Raw genomic sequence first — 23,151 nt, 5'->3', positions numbered from 1 at the left:
CTGAGTTGCGGAGTCGTCGTGGGCGGGGCAACCTCACCTCGTCGGCCGACTCGCGGGTCTGGCTTCCAGGTCAACAGTTGTCGACGTGGTTGAATAATCGCCGGAGCAGCGAGCATTCGCGAGTCGCAGGGTCTTGGAGGATCAGGAGCGATATGGACAGCGCTATGGCGCGGGCTAATCGATCGGGAGACGACTCTGAACTCGCCGATGGGTTGACTCGCCGCGAACACGACATCTTGGCCTTCGAGCGGCAATGGTGGAAGTACGCCGGCGCGAAAGAAGAAGCCATCAAGGATTTGTTCGGAATGTCGGCCACTGCCTACTACCGAGTGCTGAACGCGTTGGTCGACCGGCCCGAGTCCTTGGCTGCCGATCCCATGCTGGTGAAGCGACTCCGCCGGCTGCGCGCCAGCCGGCAGAAGGCGCGGGCCGCCCGACGGCTGGGCTTCGAACTCACCTGAGAATTTTGCCTGCTCACCGGGCGTCGGTGTGGGTTTTCCCGCACTCCTGGATACAGTGACGTCAATGAATGAGCGCGTTCCCGACTCGACCGGCCTGCCCTTGCGGGCCATGGTGATGGTGCTGTTGTTCCTCGGTGTCATCTTTTTGCTGGTCGGGTTCCAGGCCATGGGGTCGGGCACGAACACCGACGACGACTCGTCAGTGTCCCGGGCAACCACCAGTTCCCCGGCGCCGAAGACGTCGCCCAAGGTCGTGGCCAAGTCCGACGTGCGGGTCTACAACATCTCCACCCAGGCGGGCATTGCGGGCAAAGCCGCCGACCAGATCAAGCAGGGTGGCTACAACGTCACCGACGTCGGCAACCTGACCCTGCCGAAGGTGACTGCCACGACGGTGTACTTCGGTACTGCGGCCGGTGAGCAAGAAACCGCTGAGGCGATCGGCAAGCTGATCAAAGCTCCGGTAGCGCCGCGCACTCCGGACGTCTCTGACCAGCCGCCCGGCGTGATCGTCGTCGTCACGGGCTGACGCGCCACCAACGGAGTGACCAAACTCGTTGTCGCTGGCCGGTCTTGGCCCACGTCGCTCTCCCTCAGAACGGGGGTGGATCGTCGTCGACGTCGGGCGGTGCCGGTCCGAGGTAGCTCATCGACGCCGACCGGCGAACCTTTCTGGCGTCATGATTGCGCCCACGTTCCGCAGCGACGCGCTGGGTGCGGTCGTGCGCTCGAGTGCGGCGACGCCTCGGCATCATCGCGTTCCGGTCGCCGCACGAAGCGATCGTCGGCCTCGGCTCGGGCGTCGGCACGTCGCCCGTCGGCACGCACAGAGCGGGGAACAGCAGCGCGCTCCCCGGCGTGGTGACGTAAGTCTTTCCCGCAGGCGAATCGAGAATGACTGTGCCATCGGGCAACTGCCGGTCGCGCCATCCCCAGAACGTCTTCACCAGATGATGGGTGCGGCAATAGCACTTCAGGTTTGAGGCATGGGTCGGGCCACCCTCGGCGTAGGGGATGGTGTGGTCGATGTCGCAGTCGAACGCGGGGTGATCGCAACCCGGCCAACGGCACGTCATGTCGCGGCACCGAACGAAGTCGGCGAGCTTCTTCGATGGCACGTATCCCGGCTCAGGCGCCGCGTCGAGGGGATGTACCAATGGGACCAGCTTGGCGCCGGCGGCCAGTTCGGCAATCAGCTCGGGTCCGATCAACCCGTCGGCGCGCACCTCACTCGCCGACGCCTGCTCGGCGATCACGTGGATCACCACAGGTGTTGTGGCAGGACGGTTTCCAGCGGCACAGTCGTGTCTCGCGCACCGGCAGCCCAGTCGGTCCGCCCCGGCGGCGAGTGCACCTAGCGCATCGGCTCGTCGTTGTTCGCGGCTGCGCGGGTCGTGCTCACACACTGTAGCGGCCAGCGCCGTCAGCCTCTTGTCCAACGCGCGCGCTTCGGGACTCAGCATGCTGCCGTGAATTTCCGACAGACCTTCGCCGAGATCGGCGAACCAGATCTCGCGTTCGCTACGACGCTCGGTGCGCCGGCGGACCGCGTCGGCGTCGGCCTTGGCGACGATCCTGTCGATCTGGCCATTGAGCCGGCCCCGTGTCATCGAGGGCCAACGGGGCGCGATGGTCGCCAGCTGCTCGTCGACCGCGGCTAGCACCGCCGGATCGTTGATGAGGTCGGTCCGGAAGACGACCGTGGCGAACGTCCGTTGATCGATGTCGCCCGCAAGGAACACCGCCGCCAGTTTCGGCAGGCGCTCCCGCATGGCGCGGGCGTACCGCAATTGGCTGGCCGCCAGACCCTGACTCATCCGCAGGGCAGCGGCCACCTCGGCGCTCACCGCCGCCTCGGTGTCGACTGCCCAGTCCTCGGTGTCCGAACAGCGCGACAGCCGGTAGGCGAACAGTTCGCTGATCGCCGCCAGTGCTGCGGCGGCACCGCGGTTCTGGTCGCGCCAGGACGCGCTGACGCGATCCAGCAGTGCTGTCGACTCGGTGGTTCGGCTGGGGTAGCGGCGCTCGAACAGCTCGTCGAACCGGGCGATCACCTCAGGCGAGGTCCTCTTGCCGGTTGCTTGTTCGAACATGCTTTCGATTATGCCGGACGGGTCCGACAAGAGCCGCGGGTCGTTCCGGCCCGCGCCGCCGCCGCTCGGGTCCAGCAGGCAAGCGGGTCGTTCCGACCCGCATCGTCGCCGGGCCGGGCTTGTTGATCCCGCTCCTCAGCGGGTCGTTCCGACCCGCATCGTCGCCGGGATGCGGCTATTGATCCCGCTCCTCAGCGGGTCGTTCCGACCCGCATCGTCGCCGGGATAGGCTCTCCCCATGCTCAAGTCCGTCCGCAGCCGCAAAGCTGCCGCCGCCTCCGCATTGATCCCACTCGCCGCATCGGCCGCGCTGATGAGCGCGTGCAGAGCCCCTCAGGACCCGGCAACCACGCCCGGCACCCAGCCGTCGATCTGGACCGGCTCACCGGCGCCCTCGAGCGCGGAGCCGACGGGCCAGCAGGGCGGCACGGACAGCCTGACCACCCAGCTGAACGGGCCGACTGGCACCAAGATCGCCACGGCGAAGTTCGAGTTCAACCAGGGCTACGTGACGGTCACCATCGAGACCGCCGGAACCGGCCTGCTCAGCCCCGGGTTCCACGGAGTGCACATCCACTCGGTGGGCAAGTGTGAAGCCCACTCGACGGCGCCGAGCGGTGGCGAGCCGGGAGACTTCTTGTCGGCCGGCGGGCACTTCGCCGCGCCGGGCCGCGAGCACGGCAGCGGCGACCTGACCTCCCTGCAGGTCCGCAAGGACGGCGGCGCGCTACTCGAGACCACCACCGACGGGTTCACCAAAGCCGACCTGCTGGCCGGTGCGGGAACCGCGATCGTGATCCACGCCGGCTCCGACAACTTCGGTAACATCCCGGCAGACCGCTACAACCAGGTCAACGGCGCACCCGGACCCGACCAGACGACGATGTCGACTGGCGACGCCGGCAAGCGGGTGGCCTGCGGCGTGATCGGCACCGGTTAGTTCTCTCGGACAGGGGTACCGCTATCAGGGTGAACTTCGCATCGTCACCCCGTCCGACACTCGGGGTCGAATGGGAGTTCGCTCTTGTCGACGCCGAGACCCGCGATCTGAGCAACGAAGCCACCGCGGTGTTCGCCGAGATCGGCGAAAACCCACAGGTGCACAAGGAATTACTGCGCAACACCGTCGAGATCGTCACCGGAATCTGCGACTGCACCGCCCAGGCCATGGACGACCTCCGGTCGACCCTGCACTCAGTCCTGCCGATCGTTCGTCAACAGGGCATGGAATTGTTCGGCGCGGGCACTCACCCGTTTGCGAGTTGGTCCGCGCAAAAGCTGACCGATGCTCCGCGGTATGCCGAGCTGATCAAGCGCACCCAGTGGTGGGGCCGCCAGATGCTCATCTGGGGCGTGCATGTGCACGTCGGAGTCTCGTCGCCGGACAAGGTGATGCCGGTGATGTCGGCGTTGCTGAACTGGTACCCCCACCTGTTGGCGCTGTCGGCATCTTCGCCGTGGTGGGTGGGCGACGACACCGGCTATGCCAGCAACCGAGCGATGATGTTTCAGCAATTGCCGACCGCCGGCCTGCCCTTCCAGTTCGAAAAATGGGATCAGTTCGAGGGTTTCGTCCACGACCAGAAAAAGACCGGCATCATCGAGGACGTCAACGAGGTCCGCTGGGACGTTCGGCCGTCGCCGCACAACGGGACCCTCGAGGTGCGGGTCAGCGACGGAATTTCCAACATCCGCGAGCTGGGCGCCCTGGTCGCGTTGACGCACTGTCTGGTGGTGGATCTCGAGCGTCGACTCGACGCCGGGGAGACGCTGCCGACCATGCCGCCGTGGCACAACCAGGAAAACAAGTGGCGCGCCGCCCGCTATGGCCTGGATTCGATCATCATCCTCGACGCCGACAGCAACGAACGTCTGGTCACCGAGGATCTCGATGACGTGCTCACCCGGCTGGAACCCGTTGCCAAATCCCTGGATTGCTCCGACGAGCTGGCCGCGGTCGCCGACATCCCCCGCAGGGGCGCCTCGTACCAACGTCAGCGACGGGTCGCCGAAGAGCACGACGGGGACCTACGCGCCGTCGTCGACGCGCTGGTCGACGAATTGGAGATCTGATGGAATCCACCGCCGATTTCGGCCGCCTCGCAATGTTTCCACTGCAATCGGCGTTTCTGCCGGGCGAGGAGCTTCCGCTACAGATCTTCGAGCCCCGCTACGCCGAGATGGTGCGGGACTGCTTGAAGGACAACAACCCTCGCTTCGGGACGGTTTTGATCTCGCAGGGCCGCGAGGTCGGCGGCGGTGATGTGCGTTCCGACGTCGGGACGGTTGCCAGGATCGCCGAGTGTGTGGACATCGGTGGCTCGGGCCTGTTCAAACTGAAATGCCTGACAGCCGAGCGGATCAAGGTGTGTGAGTGGCTGCCCGACGACCCCTACCCCAGAGCCGTGGTGGAGGAATGGCCGGACGAGCCGGGTGACGCGGTGACCGCGGCCCAGCTGGAGGATCTCGAAGACCGGATGATGGCGCTGTTCGAGCGGATTGCCAACGCCCGCGACTTCCCGGTGCCGCCCCGCGACGACGTGCTCGGCGCCGCGATTGACTTCCCTGATGCCGGAGAACGGTTGTACGCGTTGGCATCCCGTATTCCGATCGGGCCGGCCGACCGCTACTCGGTGCTGTCCGCGCCAACCGCACACGCGCGGCTGACCGCGCTGGGTGAGGCGGTGGAGTCGGTCGCCGCGGTGATCGAATTCCAGCTCTCGGAGTAGCCCGTCAAGCGCTGCGGGTAAACGGCGTCAGCCTGCCTTCGACGAAGACGCTGCGCGGTGCAAGATCTATGAGGTCGTCCTCCGGCAACCGGTCGAAGCGCCGCATCAGATCCAGCGCGCCGATCGTGGTCACCGCCCAGTGGCGAGCGGCCAGCCAGAGGCCGACGTCGGCGCGATCCTCGTGGAACAGCAGTTCGGTGAGGTCCTGCCCGCTGTCGCCCAGGAACTCCCGGCCGCGCTCGAGGTAGTCCCGATCAAACGCGTTTGGGTTCAACACTTCTGCGGCGATGCGGCTGCCCGCGGCACTGAGGTCGGAAATCCGCTCGAACAACAGATCCTGGCCGGTCGCCGGCAGGTAAGGCAGCAGCCCCTCGGCGGACCACGCGGTGGGCGTTGACGGATCGAAACCGGCTTGCCGTAACGCGGTCGGCCAGTCACCGCGCAGGTCGATCGGCACCGCCCGATATACGACGGCAGGTTGGGCGTTGTGGGCCGCCAACGTGTCCGCCTTGAACGCCAAGACCTGGGGCTGGTCGATCTCGTAGACGGCGCTGTTCGACACCCAGGGCAGCCGCCAGGCGCGAGCGTCCAGGCCGGCGGCCAGGATCACGGCCTGGTCGATGCCGTTGGCGCCGGCGGCGATGAAGTACTCGTCGAACCATTTCGTCCTTGCGGCGGCGTAATTCTGCACCAGGGGCAGATGCTTTCGGACGTCCGAGGAATCCCAGCCGCGAGCCGTGGCGGCGTCGACGAACAGCTGTGCGTAGGGGTCGATGAAGAGCGGGCAGCCGCAATCGGATTCGGCGGCGCGGGCCATCGCGACGCCCAGCGCGGTGGCGCCGACGCTCTCGGTGATGTCCCAGCTGTCGTCGCCAGTCCGTGCCCCGACCATGGCTATCTCGCTTTCCCGGCAGTGCTGTAGAGGGCGACCACGCTGTCGGACAGATCCAGGCTAATGAAATTCCAAAGTCGCTGCTGAGTGCCAGGTCGCGTGGTCTACTTCGACGCGATGAACGCCGACGTGCGGGTGGACCTCGAAACCGCGGGCGTGGCCGTGTTGACGCTCAACCGCCCAGAGCATCTCAACGCCTACACGGCCAAGATGGGCGCTGCTCTGAGCGAGGCATACCGCCGCTGCGACCACGACGACGACGTCCGGGCCATCGTCGTGACCGGGGCGGGGCGGGCTTTCTGTGCGGGCGCGGACTTCACTGGCGAGGTGTCCCCATTCGACACTCCGGCCGAGGGGTTCTCCGCGTCACCGATCGACCCGCCCGCCTTCGAACTGCGCAAGCCGGTGATTGCCGCCGTCAATGGCCACGCTATCGGCATCGGTTTGACGATCGCGCTGCAGGCCGACCTCCGCTTTTTCGCCCACGACGCGAAATACGGTGTGGTGCAAGTACGTCGGGGTGTCATACCGGACTGTATGTCGCATTGGACGCTGACTCACCTGGCCAACCTCGGGGTCGCGGCGGAAGTGCTGCTCACCGGACGCAGCTTCGGCGCGGACGAGGCCGTCGCGTGGGGAATCGCGAACCGCGCGCTACCGGCGGCGGATGTCCTCGACCATGCGATGGAGATCGCCCGCGACATCGCGACCAACGTCGCGCCGATGTCGGCCGCGCTGAGCAAGCGCCTGCTGTGGGACACCGCAATCAACGGCTACACCCCGCGGCAGGTGGCGGCGCTGGAGACTCGCTTGCATCAGCGGGTGATGGGCTCTGCCGACGCTCGCGAGGGCGTCGCGGCCTTCCTGGAACGCCGAGATCCGGAGTTCACCTCCCGGCTGTCGACCGAATGGAAGCCGCTCTAAACAGCCACGCGGGCAGTGCGTTTCATCAGCTGTGGTGCCACCACCCGGTGCAGCGGACCGATCAACAGCCACACCGCGCGGGCGGCGAATCTGTGTCGGTAGTGCAGCCGAGTGGTCAACACCGCACGCCGTTGATCATGGCGCCGTAGATCCAACTCGCCGTGCATCAGCGGTCCGTTGGCCTCCAGCACCACCTCGTCGGCATCCGACCGAATAATCGACCAGCCGATGACGTGGTCGGGCGAGGAGGCCGGCCCGAGCCGGAAGCCGAGGACGTTGCGGTGAATCCACAGCACCGCGGCGCCCACGGGGCTCGGTTTGCCTCCGAGCGCGTCGCGAAGCGCTTGCTCGGCAGTGCGGGAGTCACTCGATTCGATCGGGACCTCGAAGACATCGACATAGTCGGCGGCGTCGCCGTGCAGCTGTGTCCGGTTGGCCAGAGCCCTGGCGCTGATGCGCTTCAACGTCGCTCGCACCACCACCCGGTGTGCGCCGGTGCCGATCACCAGCGCGCGATAGATCTTGCCGTGCAGTCCGGGGAAATGAGCCCACGTCGCCGAACGCACGCGAGTGTGTCCGGGTCCGTCGGCGTCCAACTCGAACACCCAGAGGTACCGCGCGAAGAGATGTCGGCCCTTGAGCGCCAATCGCTCTGGTGGCCGGGCCTCGTCCAGGGCGAAACCGAACGGCACCGTCGACGGGTCGTTCGGATCGCGGCAGATGGTTCTCAGCACCGCGGGCCAGGTGTCATCCCGGTTGGTGGCTACGGTTATGGCATGCTCATCGATATAGGGTAATCGTTCCATATAGAAGGACCGTACTAGATCATGGCACCTCCGCGGAAGCACCAAACCGATGTGATTCTCGACGCCGCCCGAGCGCTGGTCCTGGCGGAGGGGCCGAGGGCCGCCAGCGTCGGCGCGATCGCAAAAGCCAGCGGGGCGCCGGCGGGGACGCTGTACCACCGGTTCGGCAGCCGCAACGGAATTCTGACCGCCGCATGGTTACGCGCTCTGGAGCGTTTTCAGGCCCGAGCCCTCGCGGCCGACGGCGACACCGCTGTCGAATCCGCGGTCGCGACGGCCGTTGCCGCCGTGAGCTTCATGCGTGAGCTTCCCGACGATGCGCGGCTGCTGGTGACCCTGCGGCCGAGCGATCTGCTCGACGGCGAGCCCGACGCGGCTTTCCGGGAGACTCTTGCCGCGATGAACGCACCGCTCGTCGAGCGCGTCAACACCTTTGCGCGCGAGATCTACGGCAGCGCCGAACCTCGACGTGTCGACGCCGTCGCGCGAGCGGTGGTGGATTTGCCCGGCGCGGTCGTGCGGCGTCACACCAACGACGACCCGATCCCGTCCTGGCTGGAGGAGGACGTCGCTGCGGGTTCCCGTGCTGTGTTGACATCGTTCGCGTCCGGCTAGCCGGCCACACTTGTTTTCGGCTGGGCGTTTGCGGGTAGATCGTCGGAGTACATGGAACAGCTTGAATGCCCCAAACGCATGCAATTCGGGCCGTGCGGCGGCGTGCGGCCCGATGGTCAGTGCGAAATGCGTTCAGGGCCATGTAGTTTCACCGACGTGGTGCCCTGGCCTGCGGCTGCGGCCAGAGTCGCGACGGTGCCTGCCCCACTGATCCTCACCGACTTCACCTGCACGCCGTTCGACGCCACGGACGTTGCGGCGACCGCGGCCATCCTGGCGCCGAGCTGCGATGCCGTTCTCGTCGGCGAGCATCAGAACCGCCCAGACTTTCCGCCAACGGTGATGAGCCGGTTGTTGCTCGAGCAAGGGTTCGAGCCATGGATCACGTTGTCGTGCCGTGACCGCAATCGCATTGTGTTGGAGCAGGAGCTGCGGGGTCTGCGTTTCAACGGCGCGACGACGGTGTTCTGCGTGACCGGCGACGGGCGTGGCTACGACGTTCGCCAAGACGTGACTCAGACTTTCGACCTGGACGGTCCGCGGCTGGTGGCGCTGGCCGCGTCGCTCGGCATGGTTGCCGCCGTTCCTGAGACGCCCACCGCGCCACCGGTTCACGCGCGCGCGGCACGGCTGGTCGAGAAGCAGCGGGCCGGCGCGAGTCTGGCTGTGCTCAACCATGTTTCGTCGGCGACGGTGCTGTCGACGTTCATGGACGACGCGCGCTCGGCCGGTCTGCACATCCCGGTGTTGGCCGCGGTAGTCGTGTTCACCGACTCGGTGTCGGCCGCGGTGCTGCAGGGCCTGCCCGGGCTGGACCTGGACCCTGCGCTGGTCGACGGCGTTGTCAACGCGCCCGATGCCGTCGAGGCGGGGATCGAGGCGGCGGTAACGGAGGCCCGAAAGCTCATGCAAATCAGCGGTATTCACGGAGTCAACCTGTCGGGTCTGGCGTCCTCGTCGGGTACCCGGCGCGGCGCCGAAATCAAGGCCGAGGTCGCCGCCCGGATTCGAGCGGAGCTTGCCGCATGAGTGAGTCGGCGGACGCCGAGTTCGACACGATGGCCGAATGGACTGCCCGCGTCGCCGAGGATCTGGGTCGGGACTTCCATATTCCGGCGGGCTGCCGCGGCAGCGGGAGTCCGGCCGTCCTGGACTGGCTGATCGAGCAGCTGGATCTCGGCTCGGGTGAGACGCTGCTGGACTGCGGTGCCGGCGTCGGAGGCCCGGCGGCCTACGCGGCGGCGCAACGCGGGGTCCGCCCGGTATTGGTGGAGCCGCAGGCCGGCGGGAATCAGGCCTCCCGAGCGTTGTTCGGCTTCCCGGCGCTACGCGCCGATGCCTCGGTATTGCCCTTCGCCGATGGGGCGTTCGACGCGGCATGGACGCTGGGAGTGTTGTGCACGACCGAGTCGCAGCTGGAGTTGCTCAGCGAGCTCCACCGAGTGGTCCGCCCGCCGGGCCGCATCGGGTTGCTGGTACTGGTCGCCGACGAGCTGTCACCCGCCGGGGAGCCCGACAACAGCTTCTTTCCGACAGTCGAATCCTTGGAAGACCTGATCCGTCGGGCAGATCTTCGCGTCGACGCGTGGCGCAGCGCCGCCGAGATCTGGGATCCACCCGCTGAATGGAGCGAGCGAGTGGAGACGTTCGAGTCCGAGCTGCGGACGCGATACGGGGACCAGCGCGCCTGGCAGGTCGCCGAGCGTCAGTCCGATCTCATCGGCGAGCTGCTCGGTGACTCCACGATTGTGCCGCATGTATTTTCGCTACGACACAGCGCGAGCGGCCAGTAGACGCCGCACGCTCAGCGTTCCGCGGCGAACGCCCGCAGGTTGGCGAGTTGGTCGGGATCCAATGACGGGTGCACGTTTTCGCGTGCGGCCGCGACGTCGGCGGCGGTGATCTCGGCCGCGTCCACCGAACGACGCATCGCGGTGAGTGCGGCCTCGCGCAGCAGCGCGACGCAATCGGCAGCGCTGTAGCCGTCCAAGTCGGCTGCCAGCGCCTCGAGATCGACATCGCGCAGCGGGATCGACTTGCCGGCGGTGCGCAGGATGTCCACTCGCGCCTGAGCGTCGGGCGGTTCGACGAACACCAGTTTCTCCAGGCGGCCGGGCCGCAGCAGACCCGGGTCGATCAGGTCCGGCCGATTGGTGGCACCGACCACCACCACGTCGTTCAGCGGTTCGATGCCGTCGAGTTCGGTGAGCAGCGCCGCCACCACGCGATCGGTGACGCCGGAGTCGAAGCTCTGCCCGCGCCGCGGTGTCAACGCATCGATCTCGTCCAGGAAGACCAGCGACGGCGCGGAATCACGCGCGCGGCCGAATAGTTCGCGCACCGCCTTTTCCGACGAGCCGACCCATTTGTCCATCAGCTCAGAGCCTTTGACGGCGTGCACCGAAAGCCGGCCGGTGCTGGCCAACGCACGGACCACGAACGTCTTGCCGCAACCGGGCGGGCCGTAGAGCAGTACACCGCGCGGCGGCTGGACACCGAGGCGGGCGAAAGTGTCGGGATGCTGCAACGGCCACAGCACCGCTTCGGTCAGCGCCTGCTTGGTTTCCACCATGTCGCCGACATCGTCAAGCGTTACCGAGCCGACCGACACCTCGGTCGCAGCCGACCGCGACAGCGGCCTGATCACCGACAGCGCGCCGACCAAGTCGTCCTGGGTGAGCTTCGGTGGGCTGCCGTCGGCGCTGGCGCGCGCCGCGGCGCGCAAGGCCGCCTCGCGGACAAGTGCCGCCAGGTCTGCGACTACGAAACCCGGTGTGCGCTCCGTGATCTGGCTGATCTCCAGCTGCTCGGTGGGCACGCCTTTCAGCAGCCCCTCGAGCAGCGCGGTGCGCGTCGATGCGTCGGGCAGGCTCAGCACGAGTTCGCGATCGCACAGATCGGGGGCACGCAGTCGGGGGTCGAGGTTCTCCGGGACCGACGACGTGACGATCAGCGCGACTCCCTGGGCGGCAACCGCTCTGCGTAGTTCGGCCAGGATGAGCGTCGCAACGGGCTCTGTCGTCGCCGGCAGGAGCGCGTCGATGTCGGCGATCAGCAGCACCCCGCCGCCGTCGCGTGCTTTCGATGCCGCTGCCGTCACCCGCTGCAGACGGTCGTCGGCGGCCAGGGCGCCGACCTCGGGACTGTCGAGTTCGACGAGCCGTCGCTCGGCGCAGACGGCGCGTACCAACGTCGCCTTGCCGACCCCGGCGGGTCCGGAGACCAATACACCTAAATTGGTTGTCGCGCCCAATGTTTGCAGCAAGTGCGGCTCGTCGAGTGCGAGCTTGAGCCACTCGGTCAATTTGATCGCCTGCGCGCCGACGCCCTTCAGATCGTTCACGGTGAGCTTCGGTGGTGTGGAGACAACAGGTTCCGGTTCGTCCGCCTTGGCTCCGACGGTGCCGTTGCCCCACGTGACGAGTGAATTCGGTTGCACGCTCACGGGTCCGGCGGGGTCCACTCCGGTGACGGTCAACAGTTCCGAGGTCCAACTGATGCCCACCGCGGAGGCGAGCGCACGCGTCGCCGTCGACGTCGAGGTACCCGGTCCCAGGTCTCGTGGCAACAGCGACACCGCATCGCCGACAGTCAACACCTTGCCCAGCAGGGCTTGTCGAAGAGTGGTCGGCGGCAGCGACTGGGTGGTCAGCGTCGAACCGCTCAGCGTCACTGTTCGCGCGCCGTACACGGTGGCGGCAACCACGATGACGGCGGTGTCTTCGCTGAGGCCGGCGTTGGACAGTGTCACGTCGTCGAGCAGCACCGTGCCGACCGGTGTCGTCGGTCCGGCGATCCCGGCCACCGCGGTCGTGGTCCGTGCCCCGGTGATCGACACCGCATCCCACTCCCGAATACCGAGGGCGGCAATTGCGCTGGGATGCAACCGAATAACACCGCGACGGGAATCGACGGCCGAGGTGTTCAGCCGGGCGGTCAGGGTCAGCTGAGCCAAAGCGGTCATGTGCGGCCGGTCGGCCTGCGCAGTCCGAGCCGCGCCACCGACCGGCGGTTGGGCTGGGCCCGGCGGATCGCTCGCCGGGTGGCGCGCCGCTGCTTGGGTTTCTCGCTCCACGCCTCGGGATGTGCGGCCAACCACTGGTAGCTGCGCATCGAGAACGGGATATAGCACAGGTAGGCCGCGACGATCACCATGATCAGGATGAACGGGAACAGGAACGCCGCGGCGGCGACGATGGTGAGCCCGGCCAGCAGCAGCGCGGCCAGATTGGGCGGCACCGACACCGCATGCATCTTGCGCATCGGGATCCGGCTGACCAGCAGCATCGAGCAGATCACCATCCAGGTGCAGACGAACCACGGCGAGGTCCACCAGCCCGCGCCGAACTGCAGCTTGGCGGCCAGCGGACCGAGCGCGCAGATCGCGCCGGCCGGCGCCGGCACGCCCACGAAGAACTCGCGTGCATAGGCCGGTTGGTTGGTGTCATCCAGCAATGCGTTGAATCTGGCCAGCCGCAACACAATTGAGACCGCGTACAGCATGACCACCACCCAGCCGGCCGGCAGTGCTGGCATCATCGACACGTACACCACCACCGCGGGGGCCACCCCGAAGTTCACCGCGTCGGCCAGCGAGTCGATCTCTTCGCCCATTCTCGACTCGGCGTCCAGGGCACGGGCCACCCGGCCGTCCAGCCCGTCCAGAATCGCGGCCGCGGCGATCAACGCGATCGCCACGTGCGGCTGGCCCTCGAGCGCGAATCGGATCGAGGTCAGCCCCGCGCAGATCGCCAGGACGCTCATCGAACTGGGCAGGATGCGCAGCGGGGCTACCCGCCGGCTGCGCGGCTTGGTAATCAGCGCCGCTCCTCCTGCCTTTTCGATCGCACTGCTCTGTTCATCGTCGTCGGCGCGAACGTGATCACGGCAGCTCGGCCAGCACCGTCTCGCCGGCCACCGCGCGCTGCCCGAGGCTGACCGACACCTGGGCGCCGGCCGGCAGGTAGGTGTCCAACCGTGAACCGAATCGGATCAGGCCGTAGGTATCACCGACCGACAGCTTGTCGCCGACGCCGACGTTGCAGACGATGCGGCGGGCCACCAGACCGGCGATCTGCACCGCGACAACCTCCACCCCGTCGGCGGTACGGATGCGCACACTTTTGCGTTCGTTGCTCTCGCTGGCGACCGGGAGATCGGCCGAGCCGAACAGTCCCGGCCGATGTTGCACCGCGATCACCTCACCACTGACCGGGGCCCGCTGCACGTGGGCGTCGAACACCGACAGGAAGATGCTGACCCGGGTGAGCTCCGCGTCGCCCATCTCCAGCTCGGGCGGCGGCGCGGCCGACTCGATCAGGCACACCTGGCCGTCGGCGGGCGCGACGACGACGTCGGACCGGGTGGGTGGCACCCGGGGCGGATGCCGGAAAAAGCCCGCGCACGCGCCGGCGAACAGCAGCCCGGTCCGCCGCAGCCAGCGTGAGCGCCGGCCGACAACAGCCAGCCCCAGCCCAGCGGAGATGAACGGAATTCCGGCCGGATGAACGGGTGGAACCGTCTCCCGCAGCAGCGTCAGCACGTGCTGCGGACTGATCGTCGGGTTCTCGGCGGTCGAGCGGGGACGTCGTGCCACGCGGTTATCTTACGGAGCCGACGTAGCCGTCAGACCGGATACGTGACGTCGGTCAGTTCCTCGGAGACCGCCCACAGCCGGTGCTGCAGGTCTTCGTCGTGGGATTGAGCGCTGGACGAGACCACCTTCGGGTGTCCGCGCTGCTCGCCGAGGCCGTCCGGGCCGTAGTACTGGCCGCCCTCGACATCGGGGTCGGTCGCCGCGCGCAGCGTCGGCAGAGAACCCATCGCTGCACCCTGGAAAAGCAGCGGGCCCGCGATCGCGAACAGCGGTTTGATCAAGGTCGGCGCGTTGCGCCCCAGTTCGGTGCTGGACGAACCGGGGTGCGCCGCGACGGCGATCGTGTTGTCGTGGTGCTCAGCCAGCCTGCGCTGCAATTCGTAGGTGAACAACAAGTTGGCCAGCTTCGACTGCCCGTAAGCGCTGAAGCGGTCGTAGCCGTGCTCCCACTGCAGGTCGTCGAAGTGGATCGCCGCGCGCACCCGGTGGGCCACGCTGCTGACCGTCACCACCCGCGAACCGCGCACCGGTAGCAGGTTGTCCAGCAACAGCCCGGTCAGGGCGAAGTGGCCCAGATGGTTGGTGCCGAACTGCAATTCGAAGTCGTCGTCGGTGAGCTGCTTGGGCGTCCACATCACCCCGGCGTTGTTGATCAGCAGATCGATCCGCGGATAGGCCTTGCGCAGCGAGGTCGCTGCGGCGCGTACCGACGCCAGTGACCCGAGGTCGAGTTCCTGCAACGTCACGTCGGCACCGGGGTGGGCGGCGACGATTTTGGCCAGCGCGAGGTTGCCCTTTTCCAGGTTGCGCACCGCCAGCACGACGTGGGCTCCGGTGTGGGCCAGCGTCGCGGCGGTGTGATAGCCGAGCCCGGTGTTTGCACCGGTCACGATCGCGACGCGGCCGCTCTGGTCGGGTATGTCGCCGGGGGTCCATTTGCCGTCGGAGCTCATCGAAGAAAACGATACCCATCCGAACTCCGCAGTTGCCGTGTCGGTGCTAATCGGCTGGGCGTCGGTGGCATTGTCTACGGCGTGGACATGGTTGATCCCGCCCATCTGCCCAGTCGTCGCGCGCCGCTGCGGTGGGCGGTCGGCGGCGCCCTGCCGTGGTTACTGCTGGCGGTCGGCCAGATCGGCTGGTTGGCGTTCGACCGGCGAATGCCGTGGCTGCACATCCTGATCGGGGTGGTGACGGTGCTCGGCGCCATCGTCTCGACGGCCGTCGTCCCGGTCTGGCGCTACCGGGTGCACCGGTGGGAGCTCGGCCCGCAGGCGGTGTACACCCGCACCGGGTGGCTGGTCCAGGAACGTCGTATCGCGCCGATCTCGCGGGTGCAGACCGTGGACACCTATCGCGGCCCGGTCGACCGATTGTTCGGTCTGGCCAACGTCACTGTCACGACGGCATCGTCGGCCGGTGCGGTGCGCATCGTCGCGCTCGACGTCGACGTCGCCGACCATCTCGTCGCACAGCTGACCGACATCGCCGCGATCGGCACCGAGGACGCGACGTGAGCACGGCCGCCTGGCAGCGGTTGAGTCCCCGGATGCTGCTGGTTCATCCGGTCTACGAATTGCTGCGCGAGTTGCCCTTCTTGATCGGCGCCATCGTGCTGGGGACGACCACCGGTAACCAGTTCTGGACGATCGCGGTGGTGGCGTACACGGTCGTCGTCGGTGTGGCGCGGTGGGTCACCACCAGCTACCGCGTCGATGCGGCGCAACTACAGCTACGGACGGGACTGCTGCAGCGCAAGGTGTTGTCATTGCCGCTCAACAGAATTCGTTCGGTGAGCAGTGATGCGCGGTTGCTGCACCGGGTGATGGGTCTGGCCGTGGTGCGGGTGAGCACCGGTCAAGAAGCCAAGGGCGACAGTGGTTCTGGTGCTTTCGAGCTCAATGCCGTCGAGGTGGCCGAGGTGCCGCAGCTGAAGGCGATCCTGCTGGCCGATTCGACCGAGCCGGCGAGTGAGACCACCGCGGAGGCCCAGGACGAGGTGCTGGCCCGCTGGCAGCCGGCGTGGTTGAGGTACTCGCCGCTGAGCGTGTCGGGGTTGTTGTCGCTGGCCGCCGCTGCCGGGGTCATCTACCAGAGCGGATTCGCCGGGCCGCTGCAGCATTCGCGGATCGGCCGGTGGGCGCTCGACTACAGCGATCGGTTGGGGACGGTGAACACCGTCGCGGTGGTCGGCGGAACGCTTCTGGTCGTGTCGGTGGTGCTCACGGTGCTGCGATCGATGCTCACCTGGGGCAATCTGGTGCTGCTGCGGCACGCCGACGTATTGCATCTGCGGCACGGCCTGCTCCGGCTCCGCGAGCGGGCCTACGACATGAGCCGACTGCGCGGCGGGACGCTGCGGCAGCCACTGCTGGTGCGGATGTTCGGTGGTGCGCGGCTGGACGCGGTCATGACGGGTGTGCACGGTGCCGGCGAGGCGTCGGTGCTGCTGCCGCCGTGCCCGGCGTCCACGGCCGAAGCGGTGTTGACCGAACTCGTCGGTGACCGCGACGTCGTCACCGGGCCGCTGCGCGGACACGGCAGCCGTGCCGCCACCCGACGGTGGACCCGTGCCCTCGGGCTGCCATTGCTTGTCGGTGCCGGATTGGGCATCGCCGTTGCGATCAACGGTGAAAGTATTGTGCCGCTGTGGGTTTGGCCCGCCTGGATTGCGGTGACGGCGTGGTGTGCATTGCTTGCAGTCGACCGGATCGGCGCCCTCGGGCACCGCGTCCACGACGGCTGGCTGGTGATGCGGTCCGGCAGCCTGGAACGCCGCCGTGACTGCCTCGCCACCGCGGGCATCATCAGTTGGACGGTGCGCCAGACGCCGTTTCAGCGACGCGCCAGGGTCGCGACTCTGGTGGCGGCCACCGCCGCCGGCGTCAAGCGCTACCCGTTGATCGATGTGCCGGACCACCTGGTGTGGTCGATCGCGGCCGAGTCGTCGCCGTGGGTGGCCGAAAGCATGTGGGCGACAAGGTAAGCGCGCTCGCCGTCAGGCGGTCAGCCCGCGCACCGCGATGATCCGGGCCGCGAGTTGGTCGCTGGTGGCCGCGGCCACCGGGGGGCCACCGCACAGCCGGCGTAGCTCGTTGTGGATCCACCCGTGCGGTTTGCCGAGTCGGTAGTGTGCCGCCGACACCAGTGCATTGAGCTCACGGCGGAGGTCACGCAGTTGCCCGTGTCGGGTGACGGGCTCGACAGTGGTGACACCGTCGCGGCTTCGGCGGTCGTACTGCTCCTCCTGCTGGCGGCGCAACAACTCTCGCATCTGGCCGGCGTCCAGCAGGCCGGGGATGCCCAGATAGTCGGCTTCTTCCTCGCTGCCGGCGGGGGTGGCGGTGCCGAACGAGGAGCCGTCGAAGATCACCTGGTCGAGCTCGGCGTCGGCGCCCAGCGACTCGAATTTGTTGTCCATCTCCGACGGTTCGTCCTTGCGCCGTTGCGCTTCGGCGAGTTCGTCGATCTCGTTCTCCCGATGCGGTTGTCCGAGAACGTGATTGCGCTGCGCCTCCAGCTCGCTGGCCAGCAGCAGCAGCGACGGCACCGACGGCAGGAAGACGCTCGCGGTCTCGCCCGGCCGGCGGGACCGGACGAACCGGCCGATGGCCTGGGCGAAGAACAGTGGCGTGGAGGCGCTGGTCGCGTAGACACCGACCGCCAGGCGTGGCACGTCGACACCTTCGGACACCATCCGCACCGCGACCAGCCAGCGGGTGTTCGAGGCGGAGAACTGTGCGATGCGCTTGGACGCGCCCGGGTCGTCGGACAGCACGATCGTCGGTTCTTCGCCGGTAATCCGTTTCAGCAGAACGCTATACGCACGGGCGGCCTGCTGATCCGAAGCGATCACCATGCCGCCGGCGTCCGGCACTCCGCCGGCGCGCAGTTGGCGCAGCCGGGTATCGGCTGCGGTGATGACCGCGGGCATCCACTCGCCGGCGGGGTCCAGCGCGGTCCGCCAGGCGCGGGCGGTGTGCTCGGCGCTGGCCGGTTCGCCGAGTCGGGCGGCGTGCTCCGCACCGGCGCTGTCGCGCCAGCGGGTTTCACCGGAGTAGGCCATGAACACCACCGGCCGGACCACGCCGTCGGCCAGCGCGTCGGTGTAGCCGTAGGTGTGGTCGGCCTGCGACCGCATCGTCCCGGCGGCATCCGGCTCGTAGCGCACAAAAGGGATCGGGGAGTCGTCGCTGCGGAACGGCGTACCCGTCAGCGCCAGCCGACGGGTGGCGTCGTCGAACGCCTCCCGCAATGCGTCGCCCCAACTCTTGGCCTCGCCGCCGTGGTGGATCTCGTCGAAGATGACCAGCGTCTTGCGACCCTCGGTGCGCACCCGGTGCCGGGTCGGGTGGCTGGCCACTTGCGCATAGGTGACCACCACGCCGTGGTACTCGGCGGAGGTGTGGGCGGCGCTGTTGCTGAACTTCGGGTCCAGCGCGATGCCGTCGACGGCCGCCGCCATGGCCCACTGCACCTTGAGGTGCTCGGTGGGCACCACCACCGTGATGGCGTCGATGGTGCGATCGGCCAGCAACTCGCCGGCGATCCGGAGAGCAAACGCGGTCTTGCCCGCACCAGGGGTGGCGACCAGCAGATAGTCGCGCGGTTTGGCGCTCAGATAACGCACCAAGGCTCGACGTTGCCAGCCCCGCAAAGCCCGGGTGCTGGGCGCTTCAACTGCCCGCACCCGAGACTCCAATCTGATCGAGATGCAGTCTAGGGCAACGGCATCGGCGCACGCATCTCCGCAGGACGGCGGCGAGTCGCGCCTGGAAGACGAGCTCGGAGGCGGCTCGTGGGCGGGCTCGGGGCCGGCCGGGCCGTAGCATCGATGCGGTGACCGAAGAGAGCGTTCGCGTCGAACGTCTCCTGGATGCTGAGGCCAAAGCGGCGCAGCTGTTCGAGGAGATCGAACACCGCGGCCTGATCCGGCCCGGAGTCGGCGAGAAGGCGCTGTCCGACGAGATCAACGCGTTGGCCGCCGACCTGCTCGGCGTCACCCGGCATTGGCACCGGCGCATCGTGCGCGCCGGCGAGAACACCCTGCAGCCGTTCAAGAAACGCCCACCGGACCGCGTGGTCGCCGACGACGACATCGTGTTCCTGGACCTGGGTCCGATCTTCGAGGAGTGGGAGGCGGACTTCGGTCGCACCTTCGTCCTCGGTGACGACCCGGACAAGCTCGCCCTCCGCGACGCGCTGGCCACGGTCTGGCAGGGCGGCCGCGACCACTTCAACGAGCACCCGCAGATCACGGGTGCCGAATTATTCGACGCCACAGTCGAACTGGCCCGCGCCGGGGGGTTCGGCTGGGGCAGTCACATCGCCGGTCACCTGGTCGGGGAATTTCCGCACAAGAAGATCCCCGGCACGAAGACCGAGTGGTACGTGATGCCCGGATCCACCAAACCGATGCGGCGGAGCGACCCCCGCGGCCGCCGGTGCCACTGGATACTCGAAGTCCATCTGATCGACCCGCAGCACCGGTTCGGTGGTTTTTACGAGCAACTGCTCGATCTGGGCTAGACCGGGAATGTGACCCCGGTCAGCTCTTCGGAGACGGCCCACAACCGGCGCTGCCGGTCGGCGTCGTGCGACCTCTTGTTCGACGCCACCACCTTGGGGTAGCCCCGCATTCCGCCGAGTCCGCCTGGCCCGTAGTACTGCCCACCGGTCACCGCTGGGTCGACGGCGGCGCGAAGAGTCGGCAGCGCACCCATCGCTGCGTCCTGGGAGACCCATTCGAACGCACGCCCCAGACCCGCGGGCAGGTACCGCGCGAGCTCGGTGCTGGAACCGCCGGGGTGGGCGGCGGCGGCGAGCGTCGTTCCGTGCGAGGCGAGCCGCCGTTGCAGCTCGTAGGTGAACAGCAGGTTGGCCAGCTTGGCCTGGCCGTACGCGGCGACCCGGTTGTAGCTGTGCTCCCACTGCAGATCGTCGAAGTGGATGTCGGCGATGATGCGGTGGCCGATGCTGCTGACCGTCACGATCCGCGAGCCGGCGACCGGCAGCAGCCGATCCAGCAGCAGGCCCGTGAAGGCGAAGTGGCCCAGATGGTTGGTGCCGAACTGCAGCTCGAAGCCGTCGCTGGTGGTCGACTTCGGCGTCCACATCACCCCGGCGTTGTTGATCAGCAGGTCGATGTGGTCGTGGTCGGCACGCAGCTGACGTGCCGCGGCGCGGACGGAGTCCAGCGAGGTCAGGTCGAGCTCCTGCAGGGCGACCGCACCGCGCGGACCGTTGGCGGTGATCCGCGCCGCCGCATCCTTGCCCTTGTCGAGATTGCGAACCGCCAGCACCACGTGGGCGCCGTGTTCGGCCAACGCTTTCGCCGTCTCGTAGCCCAGGCCGGTATTGGCTCCGGTGACCACGGCGACGCGGCCGGTCTGGTCGGGAATGTCTCGTGTCGTCCAATTGGCCATGCCATTGCTCCTAAGCTGTAAGGTAAACGGGGCGTGCGCTCCGGTTCAACTATACGGAACGTGCGCCCCGTTTTGTCAACCGGTAGGTGGTGGTATGGCTGTACCCGCTCGACCGTTGCGTGCCGACGCGGCCCGCAACCGCGCCCGGGTCCTCGAAACCGCGTACGAGACGTTCGCCGCCGAGGGCCTGTCGGTGCCGATCGACGAGATCGCCCGCCGTGCCGGCGTCGGGGCCGGCACGATCTACCGACACTTCCCGACCAAGGAAGACCTGTTCTCGGCGGTCGTCGAGAGTCGCCTGGAGCACGTCATCGCCGCCGGGAGGGCCCTGCTGGACGACCCGGGGCCGGGCGAAGCGCTGTTCACATTCCTGCGGTCGATGGTCCTGGACTTCGGTGCCACCGACCAAGGTCTGGTCGACGCCCTCGGCGGGCTCGGCATCAACGTCGAGACGGCGGCGCCGAATGCCGAAGGCGAGTTCCGGGCGCTACTCGGCGAGCTGCTGCGGGCCGCGCAGGGCGCCGGGACCGTTCGTGCCGACGTCGACGTGCCGGCGATCAAGGCATTGATGGTGGGGTGCCAGGCCATGCAGGGCTATGACAAGACGCGGGCGGCGCGCCTGACCGACGTCGTCGTCGACGGTTTGCGTCCGTCGCGGTGACGTGATGCGCACTTCCCGCCCTGCTCCTGGCGCGCATCGGCGCGGGGGCCGCTTCTTGCACTCGGTATAGGCGAGTGCTAAAAATGACACTGGCACTCCCGACCGGTGAGTGCTAGGTCGGGACGGTGAGGCCGGGGCCGCGTCAGCGGAAGACACCCCAACGCCGTCCGTCGCGGGCACTGCACCCGACCACAGCTTGATAGGGCGACCCAACCAGCGGTCGCCCTGCGTGTCTACCTAAATTCGGAGGAATCACTTCGCAATGGCTAAGACAATTGCGTACGACGAAGAGGCCCGTCGCGGCCTCGAGCGGGGCCTGAACGCCCTCGCCGACGCGGTAAAGGTGACGTTGGGCCCCAAGGGCCGCAACGTCGTCCTGGAGAAGAAGTGGGGCGCCCCCACGATCACCAACGATGGTGTGTCCATCGCCAAGGAGATCGAGCTGGAGGACCCGTACGAGAAGATCGGCGCCGAGCTGGTCAAGGAAGTCGCCAAGAAGACCGACGACGTGGCCGGTGACGGCACCACCACGGCGACCGTGCTGGCTCAGGCGCTCGTCAAGGAAGGTCTGCGCAACGTCGCGGCCGGCGCCAACCCGCTTGGCCTCAAGCGCGGCATCGAGAAGGCCGTCGAGAAGATCACCGAGACCCTGCTGAAGTCGGCCAAAGAGGTCGAGACCAAAGAGCAGATCTCGGCCACCGCTGCCATCTCGGCCGGTGACACCCAGATCGGCGAGCTGATCGCCGAGGCCATGGACAAGGTCGGCAACGAGGGTGTCATCACCGTCGAGGAGTCGAACACCTTCGGCCTGCAGCTGGAGCTCACCGAAGGTATGCGCTTCGACAAGGGCTACATCTCGGGTTACTTCGTCACCGACGCCGAGCGTCAGGAAGCGGTCCTCGAGGACCCCTACATCCTGTTGGTCTCGTCGAAGGTGTCGACGGTCAAGGACCTGTTGCCGCTGCTGGAGAAGGTCATCCAGTCCGGCAAGCCGTTGCTGATCATCGCCGAGGACGTCGAGGGCGAAGCCCTGTCGACCCTGGTCGTGAACAAGATCCGCGGCACCTTCAAGTCGGTCGCCGTCAAGGCTCCGGGCTTCGGTGACCGCCGCAAGGCCATGCTGCAGGACATCGCGATCCTGACCGGTGGCCAGGTCGTCAGCGAAGAGGTCGGCCTGTCGCTGGAGACTGCTGACATCTCGCTGCTGGGCCAGGCCCGCAAGGTGGTCATCAACAAGGACGAGACCACCATCGTCGAGGGCAGTGGTGACTCCGACGCGATCGCCGGACGGGTCGCCCAGATCCGCGCCGAGATCGAGAACAGCGACTCCGACTACGACCGCGAGAAGCTGCAGGAGCGCCTGGCCAAGCTGGCCGGCGGTGTTGCGGTGATCAAGGCCGGCGCTGCGACCGAGGTGGAGCTCAAGGAGCGTAAGCACCGCATCGAGGACGCCGTGCGTAACGCCAAGGCGGCCGTCGAAGAGGGCATCGTCGCCGGTGGTGGCGTGGCCCTGTTGCAGTCGGCTCCTGCGCTGGACGATCTGAAGCTCACCGGTGACGAGGCGACGGGCGCGAACATCGTGCGCGTGGCGCTGTCGGCTCCGTTGAAGCAGATCGCCTTCAACGGCGGGCTCGAGCCCGGCGTTGTCGCCGAGAAGGTCACCAACTCGCCTGCCGGCACCGGCTTGAACGCCGCCACCGGTGAGTACGAGGACCTGCTCAAGGCCGGCGTCGCCGACCCGGTCAAGGTGACGCGTTCGGCGCTGCAGAACGCGGCGTCCATCGCGGCGCTGTTCCTGACCACCGAGGCCGTCGTGGCCGACAAGCCGGAGAAGGCCGCGGCTCCCGCCGGCGACCCGACCGGTGGCATGGGTGGCATGGACTTCTAGTCCAACAGGCAAACGAGAAGCCCGGTCCCCTCGTGGGGCCGGGTTTTTCGTATCCGCGGGT

At 67.6% G+C, this 23,151-nt stretch carries 23 protein-coding genes; 14 read left to right on the top strand and 9 right to left on the bottom strand.

The genetic code is table 11. The annotated features are described in order from the left end of the window. Window positions 1-152: 152 nt before the first annotated feature. Window positions 153-461, top strand: a complete 309-nt coding sequence (locus tag ACZYW1_RS08510; RefSeq protein WP_463784886.1) for a DUF3263 domain-containing protein — start codon at window positions 153-155, stop codon at window positions 459-461. Window positions 462-525: 64 nt separating this feature from the next. Continuing rightward, the gene (locus tag ACZYW1_RS08505; protein WP_463784884.1) at window positions 526-990 is read left to right on the top strand and encodes a LytR C-terminal domain-containing protein; all 465 of its coding nucleotides are present in this window, start codon (window positions 526-528) and stop codon (window positions 988-990) included. Between the two features lie 64 nt (window positions 991-1,054). Here ACZYW1_RS08505 and ACZYW1_RS08500 read toward each other — a convergent pair whose 3' ends face one another. Next, entirely contained in the window at window positions 1,055-2,554 is a 1,500-nt protein-coding gene (locus tag ACZYW1_RS08500) for an HNH endonuclease signature motif containing protein (RefSeq protein WP_463784882.1), read from the bottom strand. A gap of 238 nt (window positions 2,555-2,792) precedes the next feature. Here ACZYW1_RS08500 and sodC point away from each other — a divergent pair, with 238 nt between their 5' ends. From sodC to ACZYW1_RS08485, 3 genes are read left to right on the top strand one after another with little or no spacing between them, the layout of a single operon-like run. Then, window positions 2,793-3,494 (top strand): superoxide dismutase[Cu-Zn], encoded by a 702-nt coding sequence (gene sodC / locus ACZYW1_RS08495; RefSeq protein WP_463784880.1) that lies wholly within the window; start codon window positions 2,793-2,795, stop codon window positions 3,492-3,494. A 23-nt stretch (window positions 3,495-3,517) separates the two neighbouring features. Further along, window positions 3,518-4,627: a glutamate--cysteine ligase gene (locus ACZYW1_RS08490; RefSeq protein ID WP_463787756.1), complete on the top strand. Its 1,110-nt coding sequence runs from the start codon at window positions 3,518-3,520 to the stop codon at window positions 4,625-4,627. Then, window positions 4,627-5,283: an LON peptidase substrate-binding domain-containing protein gene (locus ACZYW1_RS08485; protein WP_463784879.1), complete on the top strand. Its 657-nt coding sequence runs from the start codon at window positions 4,627-4,629 to the stop codon at window positions 5,281-5,283. The genes ACZYW1_RS08490 and ACZYW1_RS08485 overlap by 1 nt, the downstream gene beginning before the upstream one ends. 4 nt (window positions 5,284-5,287) lie before the next feature. Here the strand turns inward: ACZYW1_RS08485 and ACZYW1_RS08480 are convergent, their stop codons facing one another. Continuing rightward, entirely contained in the window at window positions 5,288-6,175 is an 888-nt protein-coding gene (locus ACZYW1_RS08480; RefSeq protein WP_463784877.1) for an SAM-dependent methyltransferase, read from the bottom strand. A gap of 117 nt (window positions 6,176-6,292) precedes the next feature. On the opposite strand from ACZYW1_RS08480, the gene ACZYW1_RS08475 reads away from it, so the two are divergent. After that, on the top strand, window positions 6,293-7,099 hold the full coding sequence (locus ACZYW1_RS08475) for an enoyl-CoA hydratase-related protein (protein ID WP_463787755.1): 807 nt from the start codon (window positions 6,293-6,295) through the stop codon (window positions 7,097-7,099). Here ACZYW1_RS08475 and ACZYW1_RS08470 read toward each other — a convergent pair. Beyond that, window positions 7,096-7,905: a DUF2867 domain-containing protein gene (locus ACZYW1_RS08470; RefSeq protein ID WP_463784876.1), complete on the bottom strand. Its 810-nt coding sequence runs from the start codon at window positions 7,903-7,905 to the stop codon at window positions 7,096-7,098. The two genes, ACZYW1_RS08475 and ACZYW1_RS08470, sit on opposite strands and share 4 nt — an antisense overlap. A gap of 21 nt (window positions 7,906-7,926) precedes the next feature. Between ACZYW1_RS08470 and ACZYW1_RS08465 the strand changes: the two genes are divergently transcribed. The 3 genes from ACZYW1_RS08465 to ACZYW1_RS08455 are packed head-to-tail and all read left to right on the top strand — an operon-like array spanning window position 7,927 to window position 10,313. Beyond that, on the top strand, window positions 7,927-8,520 hold the full coding sequence (locus ACZYW1_RS08465; protein WP_463784873.1) for a TetR/AcrR family transcriptional regulator: 594 nt from the start codon (window positions 7,927-7,929) through the stop codon (window positions 8,518-8,520). Between the two features lie 51 nt (window positions 8,521-8,571). Further along, window positions 8,572-9,549, top strand: coding sequence for a methylenetetrahydrofolate reductase (locus ACZYW1_RS08460; protein ID WP_463784872.1), 978 nt, complete (start codon window positions 8,572-8,574; stop codon window positions 9,547-9,549). Further along, entirely contained in the window at window positions 9,546-10,313 is a 768-nt protein-coding gene (locus ACZYW1_RS08455; protein WP_463784870.1) for a class I SAM-dependent methyltransferase, read from the top strand. The genes ACZYW1_RS08460 and ACZYW1_RS08455 overlap by 4 nt, the downstream gene beginning before the upstream one ends. 11 nt (window positions 10,314-10,324) lie before the next feature. On the opposite strand, the gene ACZYW1_RS08450 is transcribed toward ACZYW1_RS08455, so the two are convergent. From ACZYW1_RS08450 to ACZYW1_RS08435, 4 genes are all read right to left on the bottom strand, one after another. Then, complete coding sequence (locus tag ACZYW1_RS08450; protein WP_463784868.1) at window positions 10,325-12,484, bottom strand: AAA family ATPase; 2,160 nt, start codon at window positions 12,482-12,484, stop codon at window positions 10,325-10,327. Further along, on the bottom strand, window positions 12,481-13,341 hold the full coding sequence (locus ACZYW1_RS08445; protein WP_463787754.1) for a CDP-alcohol phosphatidyltransferase family protein: 861 nt from the start codon (window positions 13,339-13,341) through the stop codon (window positions 12,481-12,483). Before ACZYW1_RS08445 ends, ACZYW1_RS08450 begins: the two co-directional genes overlap by 4 nt. A 61-nt stretch (window positions 13,342-13,402) precedes the next feature. Then, complete coding sequence (locus ACZYW1_RS08440; protein ID WP_463784867.1) at window positions 13,403-14,116, bottom strand: phosphatidylserine decarboxylase; 714 nt, start codon at window positions 14,114-14,116, stop codon at window positions 13,403-13,405. A 29-nt stretch (window positions 14,117-14,145) separates the two neighbouring features. Further along, window positions 14,146-15,069 (bottom strand): SDR family NAD(P)-dependent oxidoreductase, encoded by a 924-nt coding sequence (locus ACZYW1_RS08435; protein WP_463784865.1) that lies wholly within the window; start codon window positions 15,067-15,069, stop codon window positions 14,146-14,148. 81 nt (window positions 15,070-15,150) lie between these two features. Between ACZYW1_RS08435 and ACZYW1_RS08430 the strand changes: the two genes are divergently transcribed. Further along, on the top strand, window positions 15,151-15,633 hold the full coding sequence (locus ACZYW1_RS08430; RefSeq protein WP_463784863.1) for a PH domain-containing protein: 483 nt from the start codon (window positions 15,151-15,153) through the stop codon (window positions 15,631-15,633). Window positions 15,634-15,665: 32 nt separating this feature from the next. After that, entirely contained in the window at window positions 15,666-17,102 is a 1,437-nt protein-coding gene (locus tag ACZYW1_RS08425; RefSeq protein ID WP_463787753.1) for a PH domain-containing protein, read from the top strand. 12 nt (window positions 17,103-17,114) lie between these two features. On the opposite strand, the gene ACZYW1_RS08420 is transcribed toward ACZYW1_RS08425, so the two are convergent. Then, entirely contained in the window at window positions 17,115-18,806 is a 1,692-nt protein-coding gene (locus ACZYW1_RS08420; RefSeq protein WP_463784862.1) for a DEAD/DEAH box helicase, read from the bottom strand. A gap of 140 nt (window positions 18,807-18,946) precedes the next feature. On the opposite strand from ACZYW1_RS08420, the gene ACZYW1_RS08415 reads away from it, so the two are divergent. Continuing rightward, on the top strand, window positions 18,947-19,645 hold the full coding sequence (locus ACZYW1_RS08415; protein WP_463787752.1) for a M24 family metallopeptidase: 699 nt from the start codon (window positions 18,947-18,949) through the stop codon (window positions 19,643-19,645). Here the strand turns inward: ACZYW1_RS08415 and ACZYW1_RS08410 are convergent. Further along, window positions 19,642-20,541: an SDR family NAD(P)-dependent oxidoreductase gene (locus tag ACZYW1_RS08410; protein WP_463784860.1), complete on the bottom strand. Its 900-nt coding sequence runs from the start codon at window positions 20,539-20,541 to the stop codon at window positions 19,642-19,644. The genes ACZYW1_RS08415 and ACZYW1_RS08410 overlap by 4 nt on opposite strands. A 94-nt stretch (window positions 20,542-20,635) precedes the next feature. On the opposite strand from ACZYW1_RS08410, the gene ACZYW1_RS08405 reads away from it, so the two are divergent. Together ACZYW1_RS08405 and groL are read left to right on the top strand one after the other, a co-directional pair. Beyond that, on the top strand, window positions 20,636-21,202 hold the full coding sequence (locus ACZYW1_RS08405) for a TetR/AcrR family transcriptional regulator (protein ID WP_463784858.1): 567 nt from the start codon (window positions 20,636-20,638) through the stop codon (window positions 21,200-21,202). Window positions 21,203-21,464: 262 nt separating this feature from the next. Beyond that, complete coding sequence (groL, locus tag ACZYW1_RS08400; protein ID WP_463784856.1) at window positions 21,465-23,090, top strand: chaperonin GroEL; 1,626 nt, start codon at window positions 21,465-21,467, stop codon at window positions 23,088-23,090. Window positions 23,091-23,151 lie beyond the last annotated feature (61 nt).

It is taken from the genome of Mycobacterium sp. IDUB_36 (genome assembly GCF_055419225.1).
This window is presented reverse-complemented; position numbering and strand designations above follow the sequence as displayed.

Coding starts and splice junctions, on each gene's coding strand:
- ACZYW1_RS08405 (WP_463784858.1), top strand. CDS start 20,636: ATGGCTGTACCCGCTCGACCGTTGCGTGCCGACGCGGCCCGCAACCGC.
- ACZYW1_RS08465 (WP_463784873.1), top strand. CDS start 7,927: ATGGCACCTCCGCGGAAGCACCAAACCGATGTGATTCTCGACGCCGCC.
- ACZYW1_RS08505 (WP_463784884.1), top strand. CDS start 526: ATGAATGAGCGCGTTCCCGACTCGACCGGCCTGCCCTTGCGGGCCATG.
- ACZYW1_RS08470 (WP_463784876.1), bottom strand. CDS start 7,905: ATGGAACGATTACCCTATATCGATGAGCATGCCATAACCGTAGCCACC.
- sodC (WP_463784880.1), top strand. CDS start 2,793: ATGCTCAAGTCCGTCCGCAGCCGCAAAGCTGCCGCCGCCTCCGCATTG.
- ACZYW1_RS08435 (WP_463784865.1), bottom strand. CDS start 15,069: ATGAGCTCCGACGGCAAATGGACCCCCGGCGACATACCCGACCAGAGC.
- ACZYW1_RS08500 (WP_463784882.1), bottom strand. CDS start 2,554: ATGTTCGAACAAGCAACCGGCAAGAGGACCTCGCCTGAGGTGATCGCC.
- ACZYW1_RS08410 (WP_463784860.1), bottom strand. CDS start 20,541: ATGGCCAATTGGACGACACGAGACATTCCCGACCAGACCGGCCGCGTC.
- ACZYW1_RS08460 (WP_463784872.1), top strand. CDS start 8,572: ATGGAACAGCTTGAATGCCCCAAACGCATGCAATTCGGGCCGTGCGGC.
- ACZYW1_RS08455 (WP_463784870.1), top strand. CDS start 9,546: ATGAGTGAGTCGGCGGACGCCGAGTTCGACACGATGGCCGAATGGACT.
- ACZYW1_RS08485 (WP_463784879.1), top strand. CDS start 4,627: ATGGAATCCACCGCCGATTTCGGCCGCCTCGCAATGTTTCCACTGCAA.
- ACZYW1_RS08510 (WP_463784886.1), top strand. CDS start 153: ATGGACAGCGCTATGGCGCGGGCTAATCGATCGGGAGACGACTCTGAA.
- groL (WP_463784856.1), top strand. CDS start 21,465: ATGGCTAAGACAATTGCGTACGACGAAGAGGCCCGTCGCGGCCTCGAG.
- ACZYW1_RS08425 (WP_463787753.1), top strand. CDS start 15,666: ATGCTGCTGGTTCATCCGGTCTACGAATTGCTGCGCGAGTTGCCCTTC.
- ACZYW1_RS08475 (WP_463787755.1), top strand. CDS start 6,293: ATGAACGCCGACGTGCGGGTGGACCTCGAAACCGCGGGCGTGGCCGTG.
- ACZYW1_RS08480 (WP_463784877.1), bottom strand. CDS start 6,175: ATGGTCGGGGCACGGACTGGCGACGACAGCTGGGACATCACCGAGAGC.
- ACZYW1_RS08450 (WP_463784868.1), bottom strand. CDS start 12,484: ATGACCGCTTTGGCTCAGCTGACCCTGACCGCCCGGCTGAACACCTCG.